The following is a 22901-nucleotide window of genomic DNA, read 5'->3' as shown; positions in this document are numbered from 1 at the left end:
ATAAATCGATTCCGATTTAAGGAAATTATGCAGGAGCCGTTGCGGAGACGGCACTCCAGCTTTTGCATATCGAATTTCAACCGGCAATATGCTGTTTCTCGCACTGCCGGCCACCACGTCTTGACGAGCCGTGCAAGCAGCCACATAAACCTCATGCCTAAAGCGTGTCGCAATCTTTCAGATTCGCTCCTTGCGCTTTAGATCTTTGTTTTTGCGCATGTCGTTATCGCAAAACCGCAGCACACTTTTGCGCGACATGCTTTAGCAAGGGGCAATGGGTGAACGGGATCATGAAAGACATATTCATCGTCGAAGACGACGCGCTGATTGCCATGCTGCTTGAGGACATGCTTGCCGATCTCGGCTACCGGGTCTGCGCCAGCGCGCCCGACCTGGAACGAGCGCTGACAGCCGCCAGGGATACGGAGTTCGACGCTGCAATTCTCGACGTCTCGCTTGCCGGGCAGAGTTCGTTGCCGGTCGCAAAGCTGCTCGACGAACGCGGAAAACCCTATCTCTATGCGACGGGATACGGCACACCGCCTGATGGCAGCAGCCCAAGCACGCTGCCCGTGTTGCAAAAACCCTTCCAGCTCAGCGAACTCGAACAGGCGATGAAGCGGCTTACCGCAGCCTGACTTTCCTGTTCAGCGCACCTGATCGAGCAGACGCTTGCATTCCAGGAGGTCGTAGAGTGCCTCCTGCAGCAGCGCCCTGTCTTCCTTGCCAACGCTCGATTTGCCGATCGAGACTTCCTGCTCGTCGTCTCCGGCGACGAAATTGAAGAACCGGCGGGTGATCGGCGGCTTGGCGCGGCCGACGATCTGGTCTTCATCGGCCATGCCGACGCGCGGTTCCCCTGCACCCATGTCCTGCACGCCCGACGCGAGCGCCTCGACGCTGGCGAGATCGCCATGGCCGACTGATATGACGAACTTATTGCCATTGGTCTTCAGAAGCTTCTGCACACCCTTGATCGTATAGCCATGATCATAGAGCAAATGCCGGATGCCCTTGAGGAGGTCCACGTCCTCCGGCCGATAGTAGCGACGGCCGCCGCCGCGCTTCATCGGCCTTATCTGGGGAAACCGCGTCTCCCAGAAGCGCAGCACATGCTGCGGCAGATCAAGATCGTCTGCGACTTCGCTGATGGTGCGAAAGGCATCGGGGCTCTTGTCCAACGTCATGCTGCTACGCGACCTCGCGGCTCGATCCTACGGCGACTCATCATATTTCAACGGTTTGGCGCCGACAATTCAAGTCATGTCTTGACGTTGCGCACAAGGATGGAGAGCGCGAGAGAGAAAAAAAGCCGTTTCGGAAACGGGAAGCCGATTATCAGGGAGCCGGATTCAGCGGCTTCAACTTGATCTTGCGAGCGACATGCGATTTGAGGATGCGTGTCTTCAACACGTTCGACGCCTTGAAGGTCATGACCCGGCGGGGGGAAATCGGAACCTCTTCGCCTGTCTTCGGGTTGCGGCCGATCCGCTCGTTCTTGTCGCGCACCTGGAAGGTGGCGAAGGAGGAAAGCTTGACGGTTTCGCCACGCACGATGGCGTTGCAGATCTCGTCGATGACGGTTTCCACAAGTTCGGCAGATTCGGTCCGGGAAAGCCCGACCTTTCGGAAAACGGATTCCGCCAGGTCTGCTCGCGTCACTGTTTTTCCGGTCATGGTTTCCCCGCCCATACAAATATTTTGTGAAATCGCACGAAGAGTATTTGTCTTGCGCCTTACGGTCAAGCTCTTGTTCGCCGCCAGTTTTTTAGGTTTCTTGCCTACCAGCGCAGCAGAACCGCACCCCAGGTAAAGCCGCCGCCCATCGCTTCGAGCATCACCAGGTCACCCTTCTTGATGCGGCCGTCGCCGGCAGCGGTCGCAAGTGCCAACGGGATCGAGGCAGCCGACGTATTGCCGTGCAGGTCGACGGTGATGACGACCTTCGCGGCATCGATGTTCAGCTTCTTCGCCGAACCGTCGATGATGCGGCGATTGGCCTGGTGCGGCACCAGCCAGTCGAGGTCATCGGCGGTGGTGCCGGTCGAATCGAAAGCCGCCTGGATAACATCGGTGATCATGCCGACGGCGTATTTGAAGACCTCGCGGCCTTCCATGCGCAGCTTGCCGACAGTGCCCGTCGTCGATGGGCCGCCATCGACATAGAGCTTTTCCTTGTGCGAGCCGTCGGAACGCAGATGTGCGGTCAGCACGCCGCGATCGCTAACGGTACCCTCGCCTTCTGTCGCTTCGAGGATGATCGCGCCGGCGCCGTCGCCGAAAAGCACGCAGGTGGTGCGGTCGTTCCAGTCAAGAATGCGCGAAAAAGTTTCGGCGCCGATGACGAGAACGCGCTTTGCCAGTCCGCCGCGGATATAGGCATCCGCGGTCGTCACCGCATAGACGAAACCGGTGCAGACGGCCTGGACGTCGAAGGCGAAGCCGTGGCTCATGCCGAGCCGGTTCTGGATGTTGACTGACGTCGCCGGAAACGTGTTATCAGGCGTCGAGGTGGCGCAGATGACAAGATCGATATCGGCAGGCGTCAGGCCGCCATTGGCAAGGGCTGCGCGCGCAGCGGCCTCGCCCAGCGACGCCGTCGTTTCGTCATCGCCGGCGACATAACGTTGGCGGATGCCGGTGCGCTGGACGATCCATTCGTCCGATGTATCGACGATGGCCTCCATGTCACGATTGGTCATTACGCGCTTCGGAAGTGCGGCTCCGAACCCGCGAACCACTGAACGGATCATCTTTGATTGAACCCCATCGCTCATGCCGCTTCCGGGCCCATCGGGGGCAGCCGCTTGGCATGATATTTCTTAAGATCGTTTTCTATTTTCTGATTGAGGCCGTTCTTGGCCATGTCGTAGCCGACTTCGATGGCGGCTGCGATGCCTTCGGCATTCGCCCCGCCATGGCTCTTGATGACGATGCCGTTCAGGCCGAGAAACACGCCGCCATTGACCTTGCTCGGATCGAGCTTCTCGCGAAGCATGTCGAAGGCGCTTTTGGCAAAGAGGTAGCCGATGCGGGCCAGCAGCGTGCGCGACATGGCGGCACGCAGATATTCGCCGATCTGCTTGGCTGTGCCTTCGGCGGTTTTCAGGGCGATATTGCCGGAAAAGCCTTCGGTGACGACAACGTCGACCGTGCCCTTGCCAAGGTCGTTGCCCTCGACGAAGCCGGAATATTCGAGCGAATCGATGTTCGCCTCGCGCAACAGCCGGCCGGCCTCCTTGACCTCCTCCTGGCCCTTCATCTCCTCGACGCCGACGTTCAGAAGACCGACCGTCGGACGTTCGACCTCGAAAAGCGCGCGCGCCATCGCGCCGCCCATCAGGGCAAAATCCATCAGCTGCTGCGCATCGGCGCCGATCGTCGCCCCAACATCGAGCACGATGCTCTCACCCTTCAGCGTCGGCCAGATCGCGGCGATCGCGGGACGCTCGATATTGGCCATGGTGCGCAGACAGAACTTCGCCATCGCCATCAGCGCGCCGGTATTGCCGGCCGAGACCGCGACATCAGCGTCACCGGTCTTCACCGCCGCGATCGAGCGCCACATGGTGGAGATGTAGCGGCCACGGCGCAGCGCCTGGCTCGGCTTCTCATCCATGGCGACGGCAAGCTCGCAGTCGTGAAAGATCGATTTTTCCCTCAGCTTCGGAAACTTGGCGAGAACCGGATCGCACTGTTCCTTGAGACCATAGAGAACGAAGGAAATATCCGGATGCCGATCCAACGCCTTGGCGGCGCCGGGGATGACAACCTGGGGACCAAAGTCGCCACCCATGAGGTCGAGAGATATTCTGATCACGCGTCCCTGATCCTTCTTTTCGCCGAGGGCGAAATTTCGGCCAAAATACCGGTTTTGGCGTCGCTTACAACTGAATTGTGTCAAATGCCAGAGGGGCTTCAGTCCTTTTTCCAGTCCTTGAGAGCCGCGAAAGCGGAGGGCTTTTTGTCGTCCTCGCCGCTGTCTTCGACATGGCCGGCGAATTCGATACCCGGCTTGCGCGGATAGGGATCGATCGCCAGAGCGGCGAATTCGGCAACCACCTCGCCGGCGTCGATCGTATCGCCGACAAAGTTCTCGGGCAGATCAGGACCGTCGGGATCGAGCAGCATCTCGCCGGCGTCGTTGCCGGCCTGACGGGCAAGCTTGGAGCCCTCCGGCACGAAGATCTGCTCGAAGCTCTCGTCGATGGCGGATTCGACCGGTTCCAGCGTCACGACGCAGGACTGGACGATCTTCGCCTGCACGCGGCCCTTGATGCGCACGCCGTCGCGCTTCCAGCGGGCAATCTGCAGATCGGCGCTGAGATCGTCGACGGAGACGACGTTCCAGGTCCGGGCCAACGCCTTCAGTTCGCTGGCGTCGGCCTCGACATGAACCTCGACGGGGTTGGCCGAGATGTGGCCGACCTTGACTTGATAGGAGAAGGGAACATCGTCCCGATCATTCTGCATCGTTTCCTCCTTCAGGTGATCGGCGGGCAGGCGACCGGTGGGAGCGTTGCCGAACCGGTGGCAATTACCGCTTCGGCAACGGCGGACAGATGCGATTCTGCGGCCATCATCCATCCGGCGAGACCGGACATATCGGTCGGCGTCGCGATTTCGGGGTAAATATTGCGCTGAAGGGCAAGAACGAGGGCTTCGGCATCGCCGGTGTCCATCGCCTTCGAATAGGCTTCGAGCCGGCCGTAAAACATACCGGCGAGCTTTTTCATGCGCTTGGGCACGCTGTTGTCGCCGATGCCGAGTTCGCGGATCGAATAGTCGATATCCTGGAAGAACGCGTCGACGATCTCCTGGGCGATCTCCTGGCCGCTGGTGGCGGAAGCACGGGTGCGGCGAAAAAACAGAATCATGACTATCGACAGCATCTCGAAACGGCCCATGACCGTATCCGGCACATTGAGCCGCTCGTAGAGTTCCGGCATGCGCGCGGCCGCCGCCAACGCCGCATATTGCCTGTCGACGATCGCCTGATTGTTGTTTTTCTTGCGGAAGAGCCCGAGGATCATTGTTTTTTCCGGAAATGCCTCATTCTTCATGCCGGCTGGCGTCTGGCCTTGTTGCATGATTTCGAAAGCTGGTTTACCGAAGCAGGCGCGAATTGCAATGCCGATCATGGCCAGTTTCTGGACGACGCCTTCGACGCGTCAGCGAAGCGAATTCGGGAAATTCGACCCGGAATGGCCACAATGGTTTTGCAGGAGGTAAAGCGTGCAAGGCCCAGAATGGCTGCTATCGACACTCACAGGGAGTAGATGTCGTTGAAGAAACGGTATTTCAAGTCTGACATGAAATTCTTCAGCAATGCGGCCATTGCCCTCATAATTGCCTCCACTACCGCTCTCTCCGGTTGCCAGACCAGCACCGTTCTCAACGGCGGCTACGTCGCCGACCAGCAGTCGCTGAACTTGGTTCCGGAAGGTTCCAGCCGCGAGCAGGTGCTGCTTTCGCTCGGCACCCCGTCGACGACGGCGACCTTCGACGGCGAAGTCTTCTATTACATCTCGCAGCGGCGCACGCGTGCGGTCGCCTTCCAGAAACTGAAGGTCGTCGATCAGAGCGTTCTGGCAATCTATTTCGACAAGGACGGCGTCGTCAGCCGCCGCGCCAACTATGCGCTGCAGGACGGCAAAGTGTTCGACACGATCGGACGCGTCACGCCGACCGGCGGCAAGGAACTCACCTTCCTGCAACAGATGCTTTCCGGCGGCAGCGCTGCGAGTGCTGCCCGCAGCCTGTTCGGCGGTGGTGCCGGCGGCACGCCGCAGAACCCAAGCAGCCTGCGCTGATCGGATACGCCTTATGCGAAAACCCCGCCGGATCACTCCGGCGGGGTTTTTAGTGGTCGCTGTTCGTTGCGCCGAGCCGGGCGGCATGCCTCATCCGGCGAGAACGGCGAGCAGCAGCAGCGCGACGATGTTGGTGATCTTGATCGCCGGGTTGACGGCGGGGCCGGCGGTATCCTTGTAGGGGTCACCGACCGTATCGCCGGTGACGGAAGCCTTGTGCGCATCCGAACCCTTCATGTGACGCACGCCGTCCTTGTCGACGAAACCGTCTTCGAAGCTCTTCTTGGCATTGTCCCAGGCGCCACCGCCCGATGTCATCGAGATGGCGACGAAGAGGCCGTTGATGATGACGCCGAGCAGCGATGCGCCGAGGGCGGCAAAGGCGGAGGCCTTGGAACCGGAGATGAGAAGCACGCCGAAATAGACGACGATCGGCGCCAGCACCGGCAGCAGCGACGGCACGATCATCTCGCGGATGGCGGCCTTGGTCAGAAGGTCGACCGCCCTGCCGTAATCCGGCTTTTCCGTGCCCTGCATGATGCCGGGCTTTTCCTTGAACTGACGGCGGACTTCCTCGACGATCGCGCCGGCCGCACGGCCGACGGCGGTCATGGCGATGCCACCGAAAAGGTAGGGAATGAGACCTCCGAAGATTAATCCCGCCACCACGTAAGGGTTGGAAAGATCAAAGGAAATTTCGCCGATGCCGGCAAAATAAGGGAACTTGTCGCCATTCGCCGCAAAATATTTTAGGTCATAGGAGTAGGCTGCGAAGAGCACCAGGGCGCCGAGACCGGCGGAACCGATGGCGTAGCCCTTGGTGACGGCTTTGGTCGTATTGCCGACGGCATCGAGCGCATCGGTGGATTTACGCACCTCCGGCGGCAGATGCGCCATTTCGGCGATACCGCCGGCGTTGTCGGTCACCGGCCCGAAGGCGTCGAGCGCGACGATCATTCCGGCGATGCCGAGCATGGCCGTGACCGCAATGCCGGTGCCAAACAGGCCGCCGAGCTGGTAGGTGGCGAGAATGCCGCCAACGATGACGATCGCCGGCAGTGCCGTCGATTCCAGCGAAACGGCCAGGCCCTGGATGACATTGGTGCCGTGACCGGTGACCGAGGCCTGAGCGATCGAGACGACTGGGCGCTTGCCCGTGCCGGTATAATATTCAGTGATCACGACGATCAGCGCGGTGACGACGAGGCCGATGATGCCGCAGAAGAAGAGGTTCGCGCCTGATATGTCGGCGCCTGCGACGGAGCCGATCGATCCCCAGCCGATGGTGAGCGAGGTGGCAGCGCCAAGACCGACGATCGACAGCAGGCCGGTGACGATGAGGCCCTTGTAGAGCGCGCCCATGATCGAGCCGTTCGAGCCGAGCTTGACGAAGAAGGTGCCGATGATCGAGGTGATGATGCAGGCGCCGCAGATTGCCAGCGGATAGACCATCGCCGACTGGAGGATCGGCGCGCCGGCAAAGAAGATCGCAGCGAGAACCATCGTGGCGACGACCGAGACCGCATAGGTCTCGAAAAGGTCGGCAGCCATGCCGGCGCAGTCGCCGACATTATCGCCGACATTATCGGCGATCGTTGCCGGGTTGCGCGGATCGTCTTCGGGAATGCCGGCTTCCACCTTGCCGACGAGATCGCCGCCGACATCGGCGCCCTTGGTGAAGATGCCGCCGCCGAGACGGGCGAAGATCGAGATCAGCGAAGCGCCGAAGCCGAGCGCCACCAGCGCATCGATGACTTCGCGCGAGCCGCTCTCATGGCCGAGCCCGATGGTCAAGACCGTATAGTAGATGGAGACGCCGAGCAGCGCCAAGCCAGCCACCAGCATGCCGGTGATCGCACCCGACTTGAAGGCGATATCGAGGCCGGCGGAAAGGCTGACGGAAGCCGCTTGGGCGGTGCGCACATTGGCGCGGACGGAGACATGCATGCCGATGAAACCGGCAGCACCGGAAAGCACGGCGCCAATCAGGAAGCCGATCGCGGCCTCGCCGGAAAGAAGCAGCCAGGCTAAAATGAAAACAACAACCCCGACAATGGCAATGGTTCTGTACTGGCGCGTCAGATAGGCTTGCGCACCTTCGCGGATATAGCCCGCGATCTCCTGCATGCGGCTGTTGCCCTGATCGGCGGCAAGCACCGACCGGGTTGCCCAGGCGGCATAAACCACCGAGAGCAGACCGCATGCGATTACGCATAAAAGAATCGTCATTTCGCTCTTTCCTCCCATAGGCCGGAGCTCACTCCTTCTCCGGCAGATACGCCGCCGAATCGCCTTCCTCTCCACAGAAATGCCACAGCTAAGCGGTGCGGAGATTGCTTGGTCGATCACGTGGCGTCAAGACCGCAGCGGGCGAAAACCATTGCAGTACGAAGAAAGACGTAGGGTGATTATTTGGCGGCTAAAGACTTATTTCTTCGCCTCGCCGCGAACCTGCTTTGCGATACGGTCGAGCACGGCGTTGACGAGCTTCGGCTCGTCGTCGTCGAAGAAGGCCTGGGCGATCTCGACATATTCGGTGACGATGACCGCCACCGGAACGTCCTTGCGGTCGGTGATCTCAAAAACGCCGGCGCGCAGGATGGCGCGCACGGTGCTGTCAAGGCGCGACAAGGCCCAATCATCCTGCAGGGCTGCGGCAATCAACGGATCGAGACGGACCTGATCGCGCACGACGCCCGAGACGATGGAACGGAACCAGGCGGTATCGGCTTTCAGATAGGTCGCGCCATCGATTTCCTGACCAAGACGGTGCGCCTCGTATTCAGCCACGATTTCCAGAACGCCCGTGCCGCCGACATCCATCTGATACAGTGCCTGAACGGCAGCAAGACGGGCAGCGCCCCGCTGGTTCGCAGTCTTGACCGGCCGTTCCGTCTTGTCGTCGTTCATTCGTTATGCACCCAGTTTCTGCTTCAGCTCGATCATGGTCAGAGCTGCACGAGCGGCAAATCCGCCCTTGTCCTTTTCCGAGCGGCGCACGCGCGCCCAGGCCTGTTCGTCGTTTTCGACGGTCAGGATACCATTGCCGATGGCAAGGGACTCGCTGACCGCGAGATCCATCAAGGCGCGCGAGGATTCGTTCGACACGATATCGAAGTGATAGGTCTCGCCGCGAATGACCATGCCGAGGGCGACATAGCCGTCAAAATGCGTTCCGCCATTGTCGTCTCCATCGAGCGACATGGCAATCGCCGCCGGAATTTCCAGTGCGCCGGGAACGGTGACGACCTCGAAGGTGGCGCCGGCCTCCGTCAATGCGAAGGTCGCGCCTTCGAGCAGGGCGTCGGCCATGTCGTCGTAGAAGCGGGCCTCAACGATCAAAATATGGGGAGCGGTCTCTCTCGACATGGTTCACCTTCGGTTGGCGGGACATTTACCCGCTCGGCAGCCCGCGGTCAAAACATGCCTTCGTCCGAATGGCAAGCAATTTCGCCGGATGCCGCAATGGGAAAGAGGAAATATCTGCAAGGGGATAGCCGCGCGCTGTATGCACGGCTGGGCAGGCCTCTGAAATCAGCTTTCCCGGACGCCTGGAAAGCGGCAATTCGAAGGCAGTTTTCATGAACAATTCTTAATGGCTTTTCAGTGGCTTAACCCATTGAAACGCGAATGGGAGAACGCCAATTCCATGTCGTGACGCAGACGATCCCCTGCAACGACAGCCGACCGTCTAAGCAGATGAAAGGATACAAATCATGCACCGCGTTCTCACCATCACCGTCGCTACCGCCCTCTCCTCCATCGCCTTTGCCGGCGTCAGCCGGGCCGCAAGCCTTGGGATGAACACCCCTCAAGGCATCGAGCAGACGCTCAGGAGCTACCAGGGCAATGATTTCAATGTCCAGGAGGTTTACAATTGGCGCAACTTCGACGACGAGACGAGCGGCCCACACTCCGCACCGCAGCGCTCCGGCCAGGCTATCCGCGGCATCCAGGCCTCGATCGACGCCAACAGGTCGCTTGCCCACCGCCTCAACAATGAGGGTGTCAATATTCGCAATGTCGTCAATGCCGAGCAGGCGGCCGATGGAAGTCTGACCTTCTACGTCCGCTGATGGCTCCAGCTCATAGCCCGAAGATCGGATCGGTTTTTGGGTTATGCGTGGGATTGAAAGTGATAGAGCGTCCTCAGCGTGTTCTGTTGGACGCATGGCGCTCCAAGCATGGGCGGCGGTCTCCTCACCGGCCATGCTGGGGATTTCCGAGATAAAGCATTGAATTTTCCGACGCGATGATGGTTTCTCTTCCTGCAACAGGAGGACACAATGGCGACGGAACCGAAAGCGGTGATCAATACCGCCGATCTCAAGCTCGACAACTGGAAACAAGGCGAATTCTACGAAAGCGCCGACACCTCGTTTGGCGCGCGTCTTGGCCTTGCCGGCCTCGGTATCAGCTACAACGAGGTGCCATCAGGCAAATCGAGCTGTCCGTTCCACAATCACCATGTCGAAGACGAGCTTTTCTACGTGATCGCCGGTACCGGCGAATACCGCTTCGGCGATGCGCGCCATGCGATCAAGGCGGGCGACGTGCTCGGCGCGCCGGCCGGCGGACCGGAAACTGCGCACCAGATCATCAACACCGGCACGGCCACACTCGTCTATCTCGGCATTTCGACCATGGCGAAGACGGAGATCGTCGAATATCCCGATTCCGGAAAGTTCCTTGCGAAGACGAATAGAGACGGTACCGAAGCCAGGCGCTTCCGCCACATTGGACGGCCGGAAGGCGATCTCGACTATTGGGATGGCGAGCCCGGCGCCTGAGAATGCGATTTCCATAAGGACCTGATGTGACCGACATTCCGACCCTCGAAACGGCGCGGCTGACGCTTCGCCCTCACCGCCTCGACGATTTCGACGCGCATGCAGCGCTATGGGCGGACGAGGATGTCGTGCGCTTCATCACCGGCGTGCCGTCAACGCGCGAGCAAAGCTGGAGCCGCATGCTGCGTGTCGCCGGCATGTGGCACCATATGGGCTTCGGCTTTCTGGCGATCGTGGAAAAGGAGAGCGGCCGGTTCATCGGTGAAGCGGGCTTCCTGGAAGCCCGCCGCGAAATGGAACCCTCGATCGAGGGGACGATGGAGGTCGGCTGGGCGCTGATGCCTTCGGCGCACGGCCGCGGTTATGCCACCGAAGCGTTGACAGCGCTGATCGGCTGGGCGGAAACGCATTTCCCAGAAAAACCGATGAGCTGCATCATCAGTCCCGAGAACCAGGCCTCGCTGCGGGTCGCAGCCAAGCTTGGCTTCCGCGAGACGGCGCGCACGCAGTACAACGGCGAGATCATTCAGTTTTCGCGTTAGAGCGCCCCGCGTCCGACAGGACGCTCTATCACTTTAGATCTGTGCTGGAAAATTCCGCCAGCCGGGCGGCGTAACGCGCCATGGTGTCGACTTCGAAATTGACGAAATCGCCGGCCTTGCGATCGCCCCAGGTGGTGACCTCGAGCGTGTGGCGGATGAGCAGCACGTCGAAATCCGTGCCGTCGACCGCATTGACCGTCAGCGAGGCGCCGTCGAGTGCGATCGAACCCTTGGGGGCGACGAATTTCGCCAGGTGTTCGGGCGCGCGCAGGCGGTAGCGCGTGGCGTCGCCCTCTGCCGTCACCGAGAGGATTTCCGCCTTGCCGTCGACATGGCCGGAAACGATATGGCCGCCGAGTTCATCACCGATCTTCAGCGACCGTTCGAGATTGATGCGGCTGCCTTCCTGCCAGGCACCGATCGTCGTCAGCCGCAGTGCCTCTTCCCAGGCCTCGACCTCGAACCAGCGACCATTGCTGCCTTCCTGCGGCAGGCCGGTGACGGTGAGGCAGATGCCGGAGTGAGAGATGGATGCGCCCATATCGATGGTCGCCGGGTCGTAATTCGTCGCAACGCGGAGCTTGATGCCCTCCTTCAGCGGCGAAACGGATTCGATCGTACCGATATCGGTGACTATTCCGGTGAACATCAAAGCCCTCTTTCGTATTCGTCCAGGCGATCTTCGCCGAACATCAGCGTGCCCGTATGGGCAAAACCCGATGGTATGTCGGTTGCATCAAGCGGGGATTCAATACCGCGCTCGCCGATGACAACAGGCGCCTGATAAAGCTGGATGCGGTCAACGAGGCCAGCCTCGAGGAAAAGCCGCGCCGTCTTTGCACCGCCCTCGACCAGGAGCGAGGAAATACCGCGCGTCGCGAGTGCCGGCAACAGGACTTCCGGATGATAGGGATTGCAGTAGAGCACCTCGACGCCGGCGGCTTCGAGGGCTGCGCGGCGGGAGTCCATGTCAGCGGGTGAGGCACCCCCCTCTGCCCTGCCGGGCATCTCCCCCACAAGGGGGGAGATCGGATCGGGGTTAGCCCCTTGCCCTACGTCTTGCCTCAAGGCGAAACCATCACCATCGGAAACCGGGGAATTCGGATCGCGCCTCTTGCCGATCTCCCCACCTGCGGGGGGTCCGAAGGACGGGTCGAGACCCGTGGCTCGACCCCGGTAGCCCGGCAGGGCAGAGGGGGGTAATCCCTCCGCATCAGCCGACAACGGCCATACTTCCTCGCTCGCCACCACGATGACCGGCACTTCCCGCGCCGTCTCGACGAGCTTGCTGGTCAGCGGCAATGCGAGAGACGGATCGAGCACGATGCGGATCGGCGATTGCGATTCAAGACCTGGCGTCCGTACCGTCAGCAGCGGATCATCCGCAATCGCGGTACCGATGCCAACCAGGATCGCATCGGTTTCGGCGCGCAGCGCCTGCACCTGGGCGCGGGCCTCCGGGCCTGTTATCGCTACCTGCCCTTCCCCTGCGCGGCCGATCATGCCGTCGGCGGAAACGGCAAGCTTGAGAGTCACATAGGGGCGATTCTTCGTCTGGCGGGTGAGATAGGCGGCAAGCGACTGCCGGCCCTCGGCCTCCAGCGCGCCGGCATCCACCTCTATGCCGGCTTCGCGCAGCATAGCGATGCCGCGGCCGGAGACACGCCGGTCGGGATCGGTGACGCTGATCACGACGCGGGCAACGCCATAGGCGATCAGCGCCTCGGAACAGGGCGGCGTTTTGCCGTGATGCGAGCAAGGTTCGAGCGTCACATAGGCAGTGGCGCCGCGAGCGAGCGCGCCGGCTTCAGCGAGTGCTTGCGTCTCGGCATGCGGGCGGCCACCGAGCGCCGTCACCGCCCGGCCGACGATGACGCCATCCCTGACGATCAGGCAGCCGACGGAGGGGTTTGTGGCGGTGCGGCCGAGATGCCAGCGCGACAGGCGGATCGCCGCCGCCATGAAACGTTCGTCATGCGGCGTGATGCTCATGGCTCACCTGTCCAGCGGGTCGCGGGCGATCTTGGCGTTGATTTCGGAAATGACCTTCTCGAAATCCTCGGCAAGCGAGAAATCCCGATAGACCGAGGCGTAGCGCACGAAGCCGACATCATCGAGGCTCTTCATGGCTTCCAGCACCTGCAGGCCGATCTGTTCGGAGGAGATCTCGGTCTCGCCGGAGCTTTCAAGCCGCCGGACGATGCCCGAGACGGCGCGCTCGATGCGATCACGCTCGACCGGGCGTTTGCGCAGCGCCACTTCGAAGGAGCGCACCAGCTTGTCGCGGTCGAAGGGCACCTTGCGGCCGGTCTTCTTGATGACCATCAGTTCGCGCAGCTGCACGCGCTCGAACGTGGTGAAGCGGCCGCCGCAATCCGGGCAGATGCGCCGCCGGCGGATGGACGTATTGTCCTCCGCCGGGCGCGAATCCTTGACCTGGGTATCTTCCGAACCGCAATAGGGGCAGCGCATCCCTACTCCTTATCCCATGTAGCCATACATGGGGAAGCGGTCGGTGAGGCTGACCACCTTGCCGCGCACAGCGGCTTCGACAGCGGCGTTGCCTTCATCGGAATTGGCGACCTTCAGGCCGTCGAGAACTTCGACGATCAGATTGCCGATCTGGCGGAATTCCGCTTCCTTGAAGCCGCGGGTCGTGCCGGCCGGTGCGCCGAGGCGCACACCCGAGGTGACGAAGGGTTTTTCCGGATCGAAGGGAATGCCGTTCTTGTTGCAGGTGACGTAGGCACGGCCGAGCGCTGCCTCGGCGCGCTTGCCGGTGGCATTCTTCTTGCGCAGGTCGACCAGCATCAGATGATTGTCGGTGCCGCCGGAGACGACATCGAGACCGCCGGCAACAAGCGTTTCGGCAAGAGCCTTGGCGTTCTTGACCACCTGGGCGGCATAATCCTTGAATTCCGGCTGCAGCGCCTCGCCGAAGGCGACTGCCTTGGCCGCGATGATGTGCATCAGCGGGCCGCCCTGCAGACCGGGGAAGACAGCCGAATTGAACTTCTTCGCCAGATCCTCGTCATTGGTGAGGATGACGCCGCCGCGCGGGCCGCGCAACGACTTGTGGGTCGTCGTCGTCGCGACATGGCAATGCGGGAACGGCGACGGATGAACGCCACCGGCGACAAGGCCGGCGATGTGGGCCATGTCGACCATGAGGTAGGCGCCAACCGAGTCGGCGATCTCGCGGAAGCGCTTCCAGTCCCAGATGCGGGAATAGGCAGTGCCGCCGGCGATGATGAGCTTCGGCTTGGTTTCCTCGGCCTTGCGGGCGACTTCATCCATGTCGAGCAGGTTGTCGCCTTCGCGCACGCCGTAGGAGACGACGTTGAACCACTTGCCGGACATGTTGACCGGCGAACCATGCGTGAGGTGGCCGCCCGAATTCAGGTCGAGACCCATGAAGGTGTCGCCGGGCTGCAGCAGCGCCAGGAACACGGCTTGGTTCATCTGCGAACCGGAATTCGGCTGGACATTGGCGAAATTGACGCCGAACAGCTTCTTGGCACGCTCGATTGCCAGTTCCTCGGCGATATCGACGAACTGGCAGCCGCCGTAATAACGCTTGCCGGGATAACCCTCGGCATATTTGTTGGTCATGATGGAGCCCTGGGCTTCCAGCACGGCGCGGGAAACGATGTTCTCAGAAGCGATCAGTTCGATCTCGTGCCGTTGGCGACCGAGTTCCTTTCCGATCGCGCCGAAAATGTCCGGGTCGACGTCCGCAAGCGAGCGATTGAAGAAGGATTCGGTGGAAGCATTGGTCATGGGCGGGCTCCTCAACTGGAATGCGCTGAGGTATTAGCCTTCCGCCGTGGCGAGGGCAATACGGAGAACGACATTTGCTGAGCAAAGCGCGCGCTCACGCTCTTTTGCGGCTGCGGTGCGCCGATACCAGCGACCACATCGAGGATGTGCCTCTACCGCCCATAAAAAAACCGCGCCGAAAAAAGCGCGGTTTTCGAATTGCGAGGCAGAGGTCGCCGCTTACTGGACCGGCTGTTCCATGCCAGCCGTGGTGTCGAGCGCCAGCTCCGCATTGCCGTCCATCTGATAGATGTCGTCGCGGAACTGGACGATGCCATCGGGCATGCCCCAGGCGGAGATATAGACGAAATAGACGGGAACTTCCGCGGCTAGCTTAATCGGCGTGTTGACGCCGGTTGCGATCACCTGCTCCATCTGCTGGCGGTTCCAGCCGGGGGTCTCGCGCAGCAGCCAGTTCGTCAGGTCGCGCACGTTCTGAACGCGGACGCAGCCCGACGATTCAAAGCGCATCAGCTTGTTGAACAGACCCTGCTGGGGCGTGTCGTGCATATACTCGCCGTTTTTATTGTAGAAGTTGATCTTCGTCGACGCCATGGCATTGGTCTTGCCGGGGTCCTGGCGGAACATCAGGTTCGGCGCCTCGCCGTTCCAGTCGATGGTCTCGGGGGCGACTTCATTGCCCTTGCCGTCGAGCAGGCGGATGGCATTCTTTTCGAGATAGGTCGGATCCTTGCGCATCAGCGGCATGATGTCTTTCTCGACGATCGAGCGTGGTGCCGTCCAATAAGGATTGAGGATGACCTCGTAGATCTTCGAATTGACGAGATGCGTCGGGCGGCTGAGACGGCCGACAACCGCGGTGTGGCGCGTCGCGACACTGCCGTCTTCAACAGCCTCCACATAGGCGGCAGGGATGTTGACCATCAGGTGACGGCGGCCCAAGTCTTCAGGGAAGGTCTGCAAACGGACGACATTGGTGTTCAGCTGCTGCAGGCGGACATCGGCAGGGATGTTCATCGCCTTCAGCGTGAATTCGCCGATAACGCCATCGGCCGGCAGGCCGTGACGCGCCTGGAAGCGCTTGACGGCGCCGTCGACATAGGAATCGAAGGCGTTGGAGAGGCCGGCCTCGCGTGGCAGATCGCCGGTGATCGCAAGGCGCTGGCGCAGCGCCTGGACGGCGGGAGAGCTGACGCCGAGCTGGAGGCGCTGGTCACCGGGGTTGACCTCAGGCCAGCCGCCGGCTGCGGCGATCTGCTGATACTGCATAATTGCCTGCTGCGCGCTCGCGACCGATTGCGGTCCGAGGATCGGCGTGTTGGAAACCATAGCGGTCGCCGTGCGCGAAGCCGCCTTGGCGTCAAACTGGTCGTCCCAGTTGCCGCGGCGCGGCGCATTGATCAGCGTATCGAGCGCCGATTGCGCGAATGCCGGCGCGGCAAGCGCGCCGGCGCCAACCGTTGCCGCGGACGCCAGGAAAGCGCGGCGCGAGAGAGCTTCAATTCCGTTTTTCTTCGACATAGTCCCAACCACTGAATGCCGCTATAAAGAGAACCCGCGGCCTTTTGCGATATCACTGCGCTTTAACGCAGATCCCAGTCCATTCGTTGTCCCGGCGCACCGAAAAATCCGCTTGCCCATCACAAGATTGCGATGCGGCAGCCTGAACATTCCTGATCGGTCTATTGAAAGCGCCGGTTGTTAAGCCTTCCGCTGCCACACCAATATGGCCAATTCGTGTTGCCAGTGGGAAGACGGACTTGCCGACTGCCGGAAACAGGACGCAACGAACCATATGACGAGGTAAAGCGTGCCGGTTAATAACGGCTAAAAAACGGCTTGAATACGGGCCTTTGCGCTTGCCTGCCATGCGTTGCAAAGATGCCACGCAAGAGCAAACGGCAAAACCGGACACGCAGGGCCGCATCCGGTTTTGGTCAACCCTGGAAGGAGGTCAGGGGTCTTAAAGGCGATACAAAATCTGATCGTTCCAGAAACGGTCCAGACGCTGGAGCAGTTTGTTCATCTGCGTGAACTCGTCGGTGCCGATGCCGCCGACCTTGTCGATCGAGGCGATGTGGCGTTCGTAGAGCTTGGCCACCGTTTCGGCGATGTCCTGGCCGGTTTCGGTCAGGCTGATGCGGACCGAGCGGCGGTCGATGCGCGAGCGCTGGTGGTTGATGAAGCCGAGATCGACCAGCTTCTTGACGTTGTAGGAAACGTTGGAGCCGAGATAGTAGCCACGCGAGCGCAGCTCGCCGGCGGTCAGCTCGGAATTGCCGATGTTGAAAAGGAGCAGCGCCTGGATGGCGTTGACGTCGCTGCGACCCTGACGGTCGAATTCGTCCTTGATGACGTCGAGAAGACGACGGTGCAGACGTTCAACGAGATGAAGGGATTCCATGTAAAGATCACGGATGTCGTGGTCCTGCTGGTCACGGAAGGTCGATACCGCCTGCGGCTTGATTTTCGTGTTCATATTAACTGCCTCACTGTTTGTTTGGCGGTGTGTTTTCTTCCCGCCTTGAGTGAGACCCTATCGAATACATATAAAATTCGACTTAAACCGCAGGCTTAACGGAGCCTTACCGGTAACTCCACGTTGTCTCAGGGTAAATCAACACTTACCTGGCGGCGATGCCGGCGCTTTTCCAGCCAGAGCAGCAGGCGGAAAATCAAGTAGACCACGGCGACGATGACATGCAGCAGGATGATCAGCTGGTTGGGGCCGAAAATATCCGGCAGCAGGCCATACATGAGGATTTGTCCGCCGGCGGCCAGCACCCAGATGACCGGCCCCCAGGAGACGGTGAGCCAGAGGCCGAGGGAGGCGACGGGGAAGAGGACGGCGAGGCTGGTGCTCGCCACCTTCCACGGCAGGCTCAAAAGATCGAAGCGGCCGGCGCCGACCAGCGAATAGCCGACGAGCATCGCCCAATATTGCAGGCCGAACCAGAAGCAGGATAAGGCAACCAGTCTCAGGAAGAGAATGAAGAGGATATCCGCCAGTGTGCGTTTCGGTATCGTCGGGGATTCGGTTTCCATAGCGCAGACATCGGTTTGGGGTTGCATCTTCATAAAGAACGCCGCGTGTCTGACAAGACGCGCTGGAGAACGCTTTATCACTTTGAGTTTGCGCATACCCCCGAAAAATCGATTCCGATTATCGGCATCATGCGCCAGAGGTTCTTCCGCCGCGGCCAATCGTCCGGTTTGGATTTTCCAGGCGTCATGATAATGAGCGCTCCGATAAATGGAATGGGCCAGGGACAGATATCATGCAGGACAGGACGCATCTCGTCGACGACATCACCGGCCATCGCCGCATGCGGCGCAACCGCAAGGCGGATTGGACACGCCGGCTGGTGCAGGAGAACCGGCTGACCGTCGACGACCTGATCTGGCCGATCTTCATTGTGCCGGGTTCCGGCATCGTCGATCCGATCGCTGCCATGCCCGGCGTCAACCGGATGAGCATCGACAAGGCCGTCGAAGCCGCGCGGGAGGCGGCCGGCCTCGGCATACCCGCACTCGCCACCTTTCCGAATATCGAGATGGAACTGCGCGACGAGACCGGCTCGAACAGCCTCGAAGCCAACAACCTGATCAATCAGGCGACGGCGGCGATCAAGAAGGCGGTGCCCAATATCGGCATCATCACCGACGTCGCGCTCGATCCCTTCACCAGCCACGGCCATGACGGCATTCTCAGAGGCGGCGAGATCGTCAACGACGAAACCGTCGACCAGGTCGCGCGCGCCGCCGTGATGCAGGCAGATGCCGGCGCCGACATCATCGCCCCGTCGGAGATGATGGACGGGCGCATCGGCGCGATCCGCATCGCGCTCGATGCGGCCGGCCACCAGAGCGTCGGCATCATGAGCTATGCGACGAAATTCGCCTCCGCCTTCTACGGCCCCTATCGCGAGGCGATCTCGACGGGCGGGCTGCTGAAAGGCGACAAGAAGACCTATTATCTCGACCCCGCCAACGGCACTGAGGCAATCCGCGACGCGGCCCTCGATGTCGAGGAAGGCGCCGACATGCTGATGGTCAAGCCCGGCCTGCCCTATCTCGATATCTGCTGGCGGATGAAGGAGGCCTTCGGCCTGCCGACCTTCGCCTATCAGGTTTCCGGCGAATATACGCAGATCAAGGCCGCGGCGGCGAATGGCTGGATCGACGGCGAGCGGGCGATGCTCGAAACGCTGCTGTCGTTCAAGCGGGCGGGCTGCGACGGTGTCCTCACCTATTTCGCGGTCGAAGTGGCGAGAATTCTTGCAAAGCGGTGATTTGGAGCTTGATGCCGAAAAGTGCGCGCGGTTTTCGGACGACATCATGCTCGTTGATTTAGAATTATTGCATTTTGCCCTGCCGATACCATATCAGCGGCATCGCTTTTCCTGAGGAGATTGAGATGAGCTACAACCCCAATCCGCTTTATGCCGCACCGGAGGACTGGCGCGCCTATAGCGGCGTGTTGAGCCGCCGGGTCCTCGCCTTCATCCTCGACTACGTCATCGTGGCGCTGCTCTGCATTCCCGCGGCGATCGTGCTGTTCTTCCTGTCGATCGTTACGCTGGGGCTCGGCTTCTTTCTCTACCCTGCCCTCTTCGTCATCGTCGCCGGTATCTACTTCGGCCTGACGGTGGGCGGGCCGAGCCAGGCCTCGCTCGGCATGCGCGCCATGGGGATCGCGATCGTACGCGTCGATGGACGGCCGATGGATTTCATGACAGCGATCGTGCATCTGGCACTGTTCTGGATCCTCAACTCGATACTGACGCCGCTCATCCTGCTTGCCGGCCTGTTCATCGAACGCAGCCGTCTCGTTCACGACCTGCTGGTCGGCACGGCGACGGTGCGCACGGCCTGAGACTTTAGCTGAGAAACCCTGACGTGGCGGAGACCAAATAAAGTCTCCGCCCTCCCTTTGCCGGTGGGCGCAAGCGCTCCATATCTGAAATTAGAAGACTGATATGAAGGGCGAAAAGTGCCCGGCTGTTGACGTTTTTTATTCTTAGGTCATGCTGTCAGGAAACGGCACGGTCTCGACAAGGAAATTTCCGCGACAAATGAATACGCAGACAACGCCATCCCCGCAGTTTTATCTGACGGCTCCGGCTGCGTGTCCGTACCTGCCGCATGAGATGGAGCGCAAGGTGTTCACCCATCTGGTTGGCCCGCGCGCCGCCGAGATGAACGACATCCTGACGCAGGGCGGTTTTCGCCGCTCGCAGAACATCGCTTATCGCCCGGCCTGCGAATCCTGTCGCGCCTGTGTTTCCGTGCGAATTCTCGCTCAGGAATTCGAACCGACGAAATCGATGAAGCGGGTGCTTGCCGCTAATTCCGACGTCATCGCCACCGAATTCGCAGCCCAGCCTTCCAGCGAGCAATATTCGCTCTTCCGACGCTATCTCGATTTTCGCCACCAGCAGGGCGGCATGTCCGACATGACCGTGCTCGACTATGCAATCATGGTGGAAGACACGCATGTGAATACGAGAATCATCGAATATCGCCTGCGTGAGGAAGGCTCGGGACTGGAGCAGCGCCCGAAGGGCGAGCTGCTTGGCGCTGCGCTGACCGACACGATGAGCGACGGGTTGTCGATGGTCTATTCCTATTTTAATCCGGCGCTTGAGCGGCGTTCGCTCGGCACCTTCATGATTCTCGATCATGTCAGGCGCACGAAAGCGCTGGGACTGCCGCATGTCTACCTCGGTTACTGGGTTCAAGGGTCGCGGAAAATGGACTACAAGACCCGCTTCCAGCCGCAGGAGCATCTGACCCCGCGCGGCTGGGAACGCTTCGATCCCTCATCCATGCCCGAGAGCACCCACGACTGAATGTTCCCCACCGCTCTTTCCGACCATCGGAAGGGCCTGCTGCTGACGTCGATCGGCGGGCTGGCGCTTTCCGTGGATATCCCGCTGATGAGGCTCGCCGACGGCGAGCTGTGGTCGATCCTGGCCGCGAGAAGTATCGCGACCCTTGGCGTGACGCTTCTGGTCGCCGCAGTGCTCAGGATCGCCAATGGGCGCTGGCCTCTGCTGGTGCCGGGCTGGCCGGGCCTCGTCACCGGTTTGCTCTACGGCCTGACGACGGTGGTCTTCCTTCTCGCCGTTTTCAACACCTCGACGGCCAATGTCGTTTTCATCGTCGCCTTCAATCCGATGTTCGCCGCGCTTCTTTCCTGGATTTTCCTCAAGGAGCGGCCGGCGCTGGCAACGCTGATCGCCATGGCGGCGATGATCTTCGGCGTCGGCCTGATCGTGCGGGACGGGCTTTCGGGGGGCCATCTCTTCGGCGATATCATGGCGCTGCTTACCGCCTTCATCATTGCCGCCGCCATCACCATCAGCCGCGCATCCCGCCGGGAGATGGGCTTTGTCTCGCTGCTTTCGACGGTGCTGCCGGCGGCGGTCGGCCTGATCTTAATCATGCCGGCAGGCAGTTTTTCGATCGAGCATCCGGCCTGGATCCTCTTTAACGGCGCGGTCATGATGCCGCTTGCCCTCTGGTGTCTGGCGACCGGGCCGCGTTACCTCTCCGCGCCGGAGGTGGGCATGTTCTACCTGCTCGAAACCGTGCTCGCACCGATCTGGGTCTGGCTGATCTTTGCGGAAACGCCGGCGCCGATGACGCTGATCGGTGGCGGCATCCTGGTGATGGCGATCGCAGCGCATTCCGTCTGGATGGTGCAAAGAAGAAGCATCAGGCAAATGGCGGGTTAAGACATTGTCGTCTGCTCGACCTCATGTTATAACTCCGTTACCACAGAGGACAAAGCGATGAACGTCACAATCCGCAAGATCGGAAATTCCGAGGGTGTTATCATCCCTAAGGAAACCCTCGACCGCCTTGGATTGAAGGCCGGCGATTCATTGGAATTGCAGATGGAAAACGGCGGCATCACTTTGAAGCCGGCCGATGAGGATTTGTCTCGTCAACTCGAGGCGGCGCGATATTTCATGGACAAGTATAAGGTCGCCTTGAAAAAGCTGGCCGAATAATGGCCTTCAAATTCCTAACGAGACCATTGGTGGAGAGCCTGCAGAAAATGCAGATCGAGCGCTTCGGCGGTCTCGCAGGACTGCGTAACGAAGGCGCGCTGGAATCGGCTCTCGGCCGGCCGATGCACAAGGCAAATTACGGCTGCGACGACGTCATCGAACTCGCCGCCGCCTATCTTTTCGGCCTTGCCCGCAACCACGCATTCGTCGACGGTAAAAAGCGGATCGCGATCGTAACCGCCGGTGTGTTCCTTCTCGAAAACGGCTACGAGATCGAAACGACCGATGCCAATCTCTACGCTTTCGTTCTTGCCGTCGCCGCCGGCGAGATCGACGAAGAAGGTGCGACCCGCTTCCTGCGGGATTTCTCCATACCGCTCAACCCGTCGCCTTGAACTGCTGCTGCTCCAGTTCCCTGCCAAGCCCCTCGACCACATGAGCCCAGCCCTTCCTGGTCTTTTCCTCCTGTTCGGCCCATTCGGCGCACATTTCATGGGTCAGCGTCAGACGACTGCCGCCGTCGAGAGGCTCGATGTCGATCTCGACGCGGTCGCAATTGTGATCATGCTCCTCGACGGAAAAGCTGAAGACCATGCGCTGCGGGCGCTTCAATTCCAGGAAAACGCCCTGATGAAAAGCGTCGCCGGTCGGGCGGCGGTCGACGACGAAGAAACGGCCGCCGACACGCGGATCGATATCGGCGCGAATGACATGACCGTCATCGGTCGCAAACAAGAAGCGGCGGGCGATTTCGGGGTTGAGCCAGGCGTCGTAGACGACAGCGGGCGGCGCTTTGTAGGTGTGGCTGACATGCAATTTGATGGTGCTGGCGGGCATCAATTTTCCTCCGTTAATGGCGCGCGCACTTTCCCCAAGCGCACGGGCCACGGCCATTCCGTCCGCCTTCGGAGCCGGCCTGTTCATATTTTTGGTAACAGGAGTGAAATAGAGGAATTG

General features: G+C 60.7%; 29 protein-coding genes. 11 read left to right on the top strand and 18 right to left on the bottom strand.

Annotation, left to right across the window (positions count from 1 at the left end; all coding sequences use genetic code 11):
- Positions 1-290: 290 nt before the first annotated feature.
- A complete protein-coding gene (locus HFO71_RS13145) occupies positions 291-638 on the top strand; it encodes a response regulator (RefSeq protein ID WP_020049429.1) in 348 nt (115 codons plus the stop codon).
- A 9-nt stretch (positions 639-647) separates the two neighbouring features.
- Here HFO71_RS13145 and HFO71_RS13140 read toward each other — a convergent pair whose 3' ends face one another.
- The 6 genes from HFO71_RS13140 to HFO71_RS13115 all read right to left on the bottom strand — a co-directional run bounded on the left by HFO71_RS13140 (position 648) and on the right by HFO71_RS13115 (position 5141).
- Positions 648-1187, bottom strand: coding sequence for a MerR family transcriptional regulator (locus HFO71_RS13140; RefSeq protein WP_168258234.1), 540 nt, complete (start codon positions 1185-1187; stop codon positions 648-650).
- Positions 1188-1338: 151 nt separating this feature from the next.
- A complete protein-coding gene (locus tag HFO71_RS13135; protein ID WP_003547228.1) occupies positions 1339-1677 on the bottom strand; it encodes an integration host factor subunit alpha in 339 nt (112 codons plus the stop codon).
- 104 nt (positions 1678-1781) lie between these two features.
- Positions 1782-2753 (bottom strand): beta-ketoacyl-ACP synthase III, encoded by a 972-nt coding sequence (locus HFO71_RS13130; RefSeq protein WP_012756903.1) that lies wholly within the window; start codon positions 2751-2753, stop codon positions 1782-1784.
- Positions 2754-2773: 20 nt separating this feature from the next.
- Positions 2774-3820: a phosphate acyltransferase PlsX gene (gene plsX, locus HFO71_RS13125; RefSeq protein ID WP_011651316.1), complete on the bottom strand. Its 1047-nt coding sequence runs from the start codon at positions 3818-3820 to the stop codon at positions 2774-2776.
- Between the two features lie 98 nt (positions 3821-3918).
- A complete protein-coding gene (locus HFO71_RS13120) occupies positions 3919-4473 on the bottom strand; it encodes a YceD family protein (RefSeq protein ID WP_017959881.1) in 555 nt (184 codons plus the stop codon).
- Between the two features lie 11 nt (positions 4474-4484).
- Entirely contained in the window at positions 4485-5141 is a 657-nt protein-coding gene (locus tag HFO71_RS13115; protein ID WP_168258233.1) for a ubiquinol-cytochrome C chaperone family protein, read from the bottom strand.
- Positions 5142-5279: 138 nt separating this feature from the next.
- On the opposite strand from HFO71_RS13115, the gene HFO71_RS13110 reads away from it, so the two are divergent.
- Positions 5280-5813: an outer membrane protein assembly factor BamE gene (locus tag HFO71_RS13110; protein WP_012756899.1), complete on the top strand. Its 534-nt coding sequence runs from the start codon at positions 5280-5282 to the stop codon at positions 5811-5813.
- 90 nt (positions 5814-5903) lie between these two features.
- Here HFO71_RS13110 and HFO71_RS13105 read toward each other — a convergent pair whose 3' ends face one another.
- From HFO71_RS13105 to ribH, 3 genes are all read right to left on the bottom strand, one after another.
- Entirely contained in the window at positions 5904-8042 is a 2139-nt protein-coding gene (locus tag HFO71_RS13105) for a sodium-translocating pyrophosphatase (RefSeq protein ID WP_168258232.1), read from the bottom strand.
- A 198-nt stretch (positions 8043-8240) separates the two neighbouring features.
- Entirely contained in the window at positions 8241-8723 is a 483-nt protein-coding gene (nusB, locus tag HFO71_RS13100; RefSeq protein ID WP_168258231.1) for a transcription antitermination factor NusB, read from the bottom strand.
- A 3-nt stretch (positions 8724-8726) separates the two neighbouring features.
- Positions 8727-9182 (bottom strand): 6,7-dimethyl-8-ribityllumazine synthase, encoded by a 456-nt coding sequence (gene ribH / locus HFO71_RS13095; RefSeq protein WP_168258230.1) that lies wholly within the window; start codon positions 9180-9182, stop codon positions 8727-8729.
- Positions 9183-9529: 347 nt separating this feature from the next.
- On the opposite strand from ribH, the gene HFO71_RS13090 reads away from it, so the two are divergent.
- From HFO71_RS13090 to HFO71_RS13080, 3 genes are all read left to right on the top strand, one after another.
- A complete protein-coding gene (locus tag HFO71_RS13090) occupies positions 9530-9889 on the top strand; it encodes a hypothetical protein (RefSeq protein WP_168258229.1) in 360 nt (119 codons plus the stop codon).
- Between the two features lie 210 nt (positions 9890-10099).
- Positions 10100-10603 carry a cupin domain-containing protein gene (locus HFO71_RS13085; protein WP_168258228.1) on the top strand — a complete coding sequence of 168 codons (504 nt, stop codon included), beginning with the start codon at positions 10100-10102 and terminating at the stop codon, positions 10601-10603.
- 26 nt (positions 10604-10629) lie between these two features.
- A complete protein-coding gene (locus tag HFO71_RS13080; RefSeq protein WP_168258227.1) occupies positions 10630-11145 on the top strand; it encodes a GNAT family N-acetyltransferase in 516 nt (171 codons plus the stop codon).
- 28 nt (positions 11146-11173) lie between these two features.
- On the opposite strand, the gene HFO71_RS13075 is transcribed toward HFO71_RS13080, so the two are convergent.
- The 8 genes from HFO71_RS13075 to HFO71_RS13040 form a co-directional block, all read right to left on the bottom strand.
- Positions 11174-11794 (bottom strand): riboflavin synthase, encoded by a 621-nt coding sequence (locus tag HFO71_RS13075; protein ID WP_221988158.1) that lies wholly within the window; start codon positions 11792-11794, stop codon positions 11174-11176.
- A complete protein-coding gene (gene ribD, locus HFO71_RS13070) occupies positions 11794-13137 on the bottom strand; it encodes a bifunctional diaminohydroxyphosphoribosylaminopyrimidine deaminase/5-amino-6-(5-phosphoribosylamino)uracil reductase RibD (RefSeq protein WP_168258225.1) in 1344 nt (447 codons plus the stop codon). Before ribD ends, HFO71_RS13075 begins: the two co-directional genes overlap by 1 nt.
- A gap of 3 nt (positions 13138-13140) precedes the next feature.
- Positions 13141-13617, bottom strand: a complete 477-nt coding sequence (nrdR, locus tag HFO71_RS13065) for a transcriptional regulator NrdR (RefSeq protein ID WP_003547190.1) — start codon at positions 13615-13617, stop codon at positions 13141-13143.
- 9 nt (positions 13618-13626) lie between these two features.
- Positions 13627-14925, bottom strand: a complete 1299-nt coding sequence (gene glyA, locus HFO71_RS13060; RefSeq protein ID WP_131640363.1) for a serine hydroxymethyltransferase — start codon at positions 14923-14925, stop codon at positions 13627-13629.
- A 219-nt stretch (positions 14926-15144) separates the two neighbouring features.
- Positions 15145-16446 carry a L,D-transpeptidase family protein gene (locus tag HFO71_RS13055; RefSeq protein ID WP_020049414.1) on the bottom strand — a complete coding sequence of 434 codons (1302 nt, stop codon included), beginning with the start codon at positions 16444-16446 and terminating at the stop codon, positions 15145-15147.
- A gap of 52 nt (positions 16447-16498) precedes the next feature.
- Complete coding sequence (locus tag HFO71_RS13050; RefSeq protein WP_168258224.1) at positions 16499-16840, bottom strand: hypothetical protein; 342 nt, start codon at positions 16838-16840, stop codon at positions 16499-16501.
- A 48-nt stretch (positions 16841-16888) separates the two neighbouring features.
- Entirely contained in the window at positions 16889-17404 is a 516-nt protein-coding gene (ldtR, locus tag HFO71_RS13045; RefSeq protein ID WP_003547156.1) for a transcriptional regulator LdtR, read from the bottom strand.
- A 128-nt stretch (positions 17405-17532) separates the two neighbouring features.
- Positions 17533-17970 (bottom strand): DUF6163 family protein, encoded by a 438-nt coding sequence (locus HFO71_RS13040; protein WP_025394019.1) that lies wholly within the window; start codon positions 17968-17970, stop codon positions 17533-17535.
- A 233-nt stretch (positions 17971-18203) separates the two neighbouring features.
- Between HFO71_RS13040 and hemB the strand changes: the two genes are divergently transcribed.
- The 6 genes from hemB (at position 18204) to HFO71_RS13010 (ending at position 22339) form a co-directional block, all read left to right on the top strand.
- A complete protein-coding gene (hemB, locus tag HFO71_RS13035) occupies positions 18204-19217 on the top strand; it encodes a porphobilinogen synthase (protein ID WP_077976187.1) in 1014 nt (337 codons plus the stop codon).
- A 125-nt stretch (positions 19218-19342) separates the two neighbouring features.
- Positions 19343-19801, top strand: a complete 459-nt coding sequence (locus tag HFO71_RS13030) for an RDD family protein (protein WP_077976186.1) — start codon at positions 19343-19345, stop codon at positions 19799-19801.
- A gap of 199 nt (positions 19802-20000) precedes the next feature.
- On the top strand, positions 20001-20777 hold the full coding sequence (locus tag HFO71_RS13025) for an arginyltransferase (protein WP_017959862.1): 777 nt from the start codon (positions 20001-20003) through the stop codon (positions 20775-20777).
- The gene (locus HFO71_RS13020; RefSeq protein WP_168258223.1) at positions 20778-21665 is read left to right on the top strand and encodes a DMT family transporter; all 888 of its coding nucleotides are present in this window, start codon (positions 20778-20780) and stop codon (positions 21663-21665) included. It abuts the gene before it with no gap.
- 57 nt (positions 21666-21722) lie between these two features.
- Complete coding sequence (locus HFO71_RS13015; RefSeq protein ID WP_020049404.1) at positions 21723-21944, top strand: AbrB/MazE/SpoVT family DNA-binding domain-containing protein; 222 nt, start codon at positions 21723-21725, stop codon at positions 21942-21944.
- Positions 21944-22339 carry a type II toxin-antitoxin system death-on-curing family toxin gene (locus HFO71_RS13010; protein WP_168258222.1) on the top strand — a complete coding sequence of 132 codons (396 nt, stop codon included), beginning with the start codon at positions 21944-21946 and terminating at the stop codon, positions 22337-22339. The genes HFO71_RS13015 and HFO71_RS13010 overlap by 1 nt, the downstream gene beginning before the upstream one ends.
- Here the strand turns inward: HFO71_RS13010 and HFO71_RS13005 are convergent.
- Positions 22323-22781 (bottom strand): SRPBCC family protein, encoded by a 459-nt coding sequence (locus HFO71_RS13005; protein WP_020049402.1) that lies wholly within the window; start codon positions 22779-22781, stop codon positions 22323-22325. The genes HFO71_RS13010 and HFO71_RS13005 overlap by 17 nt on opposite strands.
- Between the last annotated feature and the right edge of the window lie 120 nt (positions 22782-22901).

The sequence above is a fragment of the Rhizobium laguerreae genome (assembly GCF_019778565.1).
In the GTDB taxonomy this organism is placed as follows: Bacteria; Pseudomonadota; Alphaproteobacteria; order Rhizobiales; family Rhizobiaceae; genus Rhizobium; species Rhizobium laguerreae.
Note: the sequence above shows the minus strand (reverse complement) of the source record. Positions and strands in the feature narration are given on the sequence as shown.

Bases quoted from the DNA above. Each gene is read 5' to 3' on its own strand.
- HFO71_RS13145 (WP_020049429.1), top strand. From the start codon at position 291: ATGAAAGACATATTCATCGTCGAAGACGACGCGCTGATTGCCATGCTG.
- HFO71_RS13140 (WP_168258234.1), bottom strand. From the start codon at position 1,187: ATGACGTTGGACAAGAGCCCCGATGCCTTTCGCACCATCAGCGAAGTC.
- HFO71_RS13135 (WP_003547228.1), bottom strand. From the start codon at position 1,677: ATGACCGGAAAAACAGTGACGCGAGCAGACCTGGCGGAATCCGTTTTC.
- HFO71_RS13130 (WP_012756903.1), bottom strand. From the start codon at position 2,753: ATGATCCGTTCAGTGGTTCGCGGGTTCGGAGCCGCACTTCCGAAGCGC.
- HFO71_RS13120 (WP_017959881.1), bottom strand. From the start codon at position 4,473: ATGCAGAATGATCGGGACGATGTTCCCTTCTCCTATCAAGTCAAGGTC.
- HFO71_RS13115 (WP_168258233.1), bottom strand. From the start codon at position 5,141: ATGATCGGCATTGCAATTCGCGCCTGCTTCGGTAAACCAGCTTTCGAA.
- HFO71_RS13110 (WP_012756899.1), top strand. From the start codon at position 5,280: ATGTCGTTGAAGAAACGGTATTTCAAGTCTGACATGAAATTCTTCAGC.
- HFO71_RS13105 (WP_168258232.1), bottom strand. From the start codon at position 8,042: ATGACGATTCTTTTATGCGTAATCGCATGCGGTCTGCTCTCGGTGGTT.
- nusB (WP_168258231.1), bottom strand. From the start codon at position 8,723: ATGAACGACGACAAGACGGAACGGCCGGTCAAGACTGCGAACCAGCGG.
- ribH (WP_168258230.1), bottom strand. From the start codon at position 9,182: ATGTCGAGAGAGACCGCTCCCCATATTTTGATCGTTGAGGCCCGCTTC.
- HFO71_RS13090 (WP_168258229.1), top strand. From the start codon at position 9,530: ATGCACCGCGTTCTCACCATCACCGTCGCTACCGCCCTCTCCTCCATC.
- HFO71_RS13085 (WP_168258228.1), top strand. From the start codon at position 10,100: ATGGCGACGGAACCGAAAGCGGTGATCAATACCGCCGATCTCAAGCTC.
- HFO71_RS13075 (WP_221988158.1), bottom strand. From the start codon at position 11,794: ATGTTCACCGGAATAGTCACCGATATCGGTACGATCGAATCCGTTTCG.
- ribD (WP_168258225.1), bottom strand. From the start codon at position 13,137: ATGAGCATCACGCCGCATGACGAACGTTTCATGGCGGCGGCGATCCGC.
- nrdR (WP_003547190.1), bottom strand. From the start codon at position 13,617: ATGCGCTGCCCCTATTGCGGTTCGGAAGATACCCAGGTCAAGGATTCG.
- glyA (WP_131640363.1), bottom strand. From the start codon at position 14,925: ATGACCAATGCTTCCACCGAATCCTTCTTCAATCGCTCGCTTGCGGAC.
- HFO71_RS13055 (WP_020049414.1), bottom strand. From the start codon at position 16,446: ATGTCGAAGAAAAACGGAATTGAAGCTCTCTCGCGCCGCGCTTTCCTG.
- ldtR (WP_003547156.1), bottom strand. From the start codon at position 17,404: ATGAACACGAAAATCAAGCCGCAGGCGGTATCGACCTTCCGTGACCAG.
- HFO71_RS13040 (WP_025394019.1), bottom strand. From the start codon at position 17,970: ATGGAAACCGAATCCCCGACGATACCGAAACGCACACTGGCGGATATC.
- hemB (WP_077976187.1), top strand. From the start codon at position 18,204: ATGCAGGACAGGACGCATCTCGTCGACGACATCACCGGCCATCGCCGC.
- HFO71_RS13030 (WP_077976186.1), top strand. From the start codon at position 19,343: ATGAGCTACAACCCCAATCCGCTTTATGCCGCACCGGAGGACTGGCGC.
- HFO71_RS13025 (WP_017959862.1), top strand. From the start codon at position 20,001: ATGAATACGCAGACAACGCCATCCCCGCAGTTTTATCTGACGGCTCCG.
- HFO71_RS13020 (WP_168258223.1), top strand. From the start codon at position 20,778: ATGTTCCCCACCGCTCTTTCCGACCATCGGAAGGGCCTGCTGCTGACG.
- HFO71_RS13015 (WP_020049404.1), top strand. From the start codon at position 21,723: ATGAACGTCACAATCCGCAAGATCGGAAATTCCGAGGGTGTTATCATC.
- HFO71_RS13010 (WP_168258222.1), top strand. From the start codon at position 21,944: ATGGCCTTCAAATTCCTAACGAGACCATTGGTGGAGAGCCTGCAGAAA.
- HFO71_RS13005 (WP_020049402.1), bottom strand. From the start codon at position 22,781: ATGCCCGCCAGCACCATCAAATTGCATGTCAGCCACACCTACAAAGCG.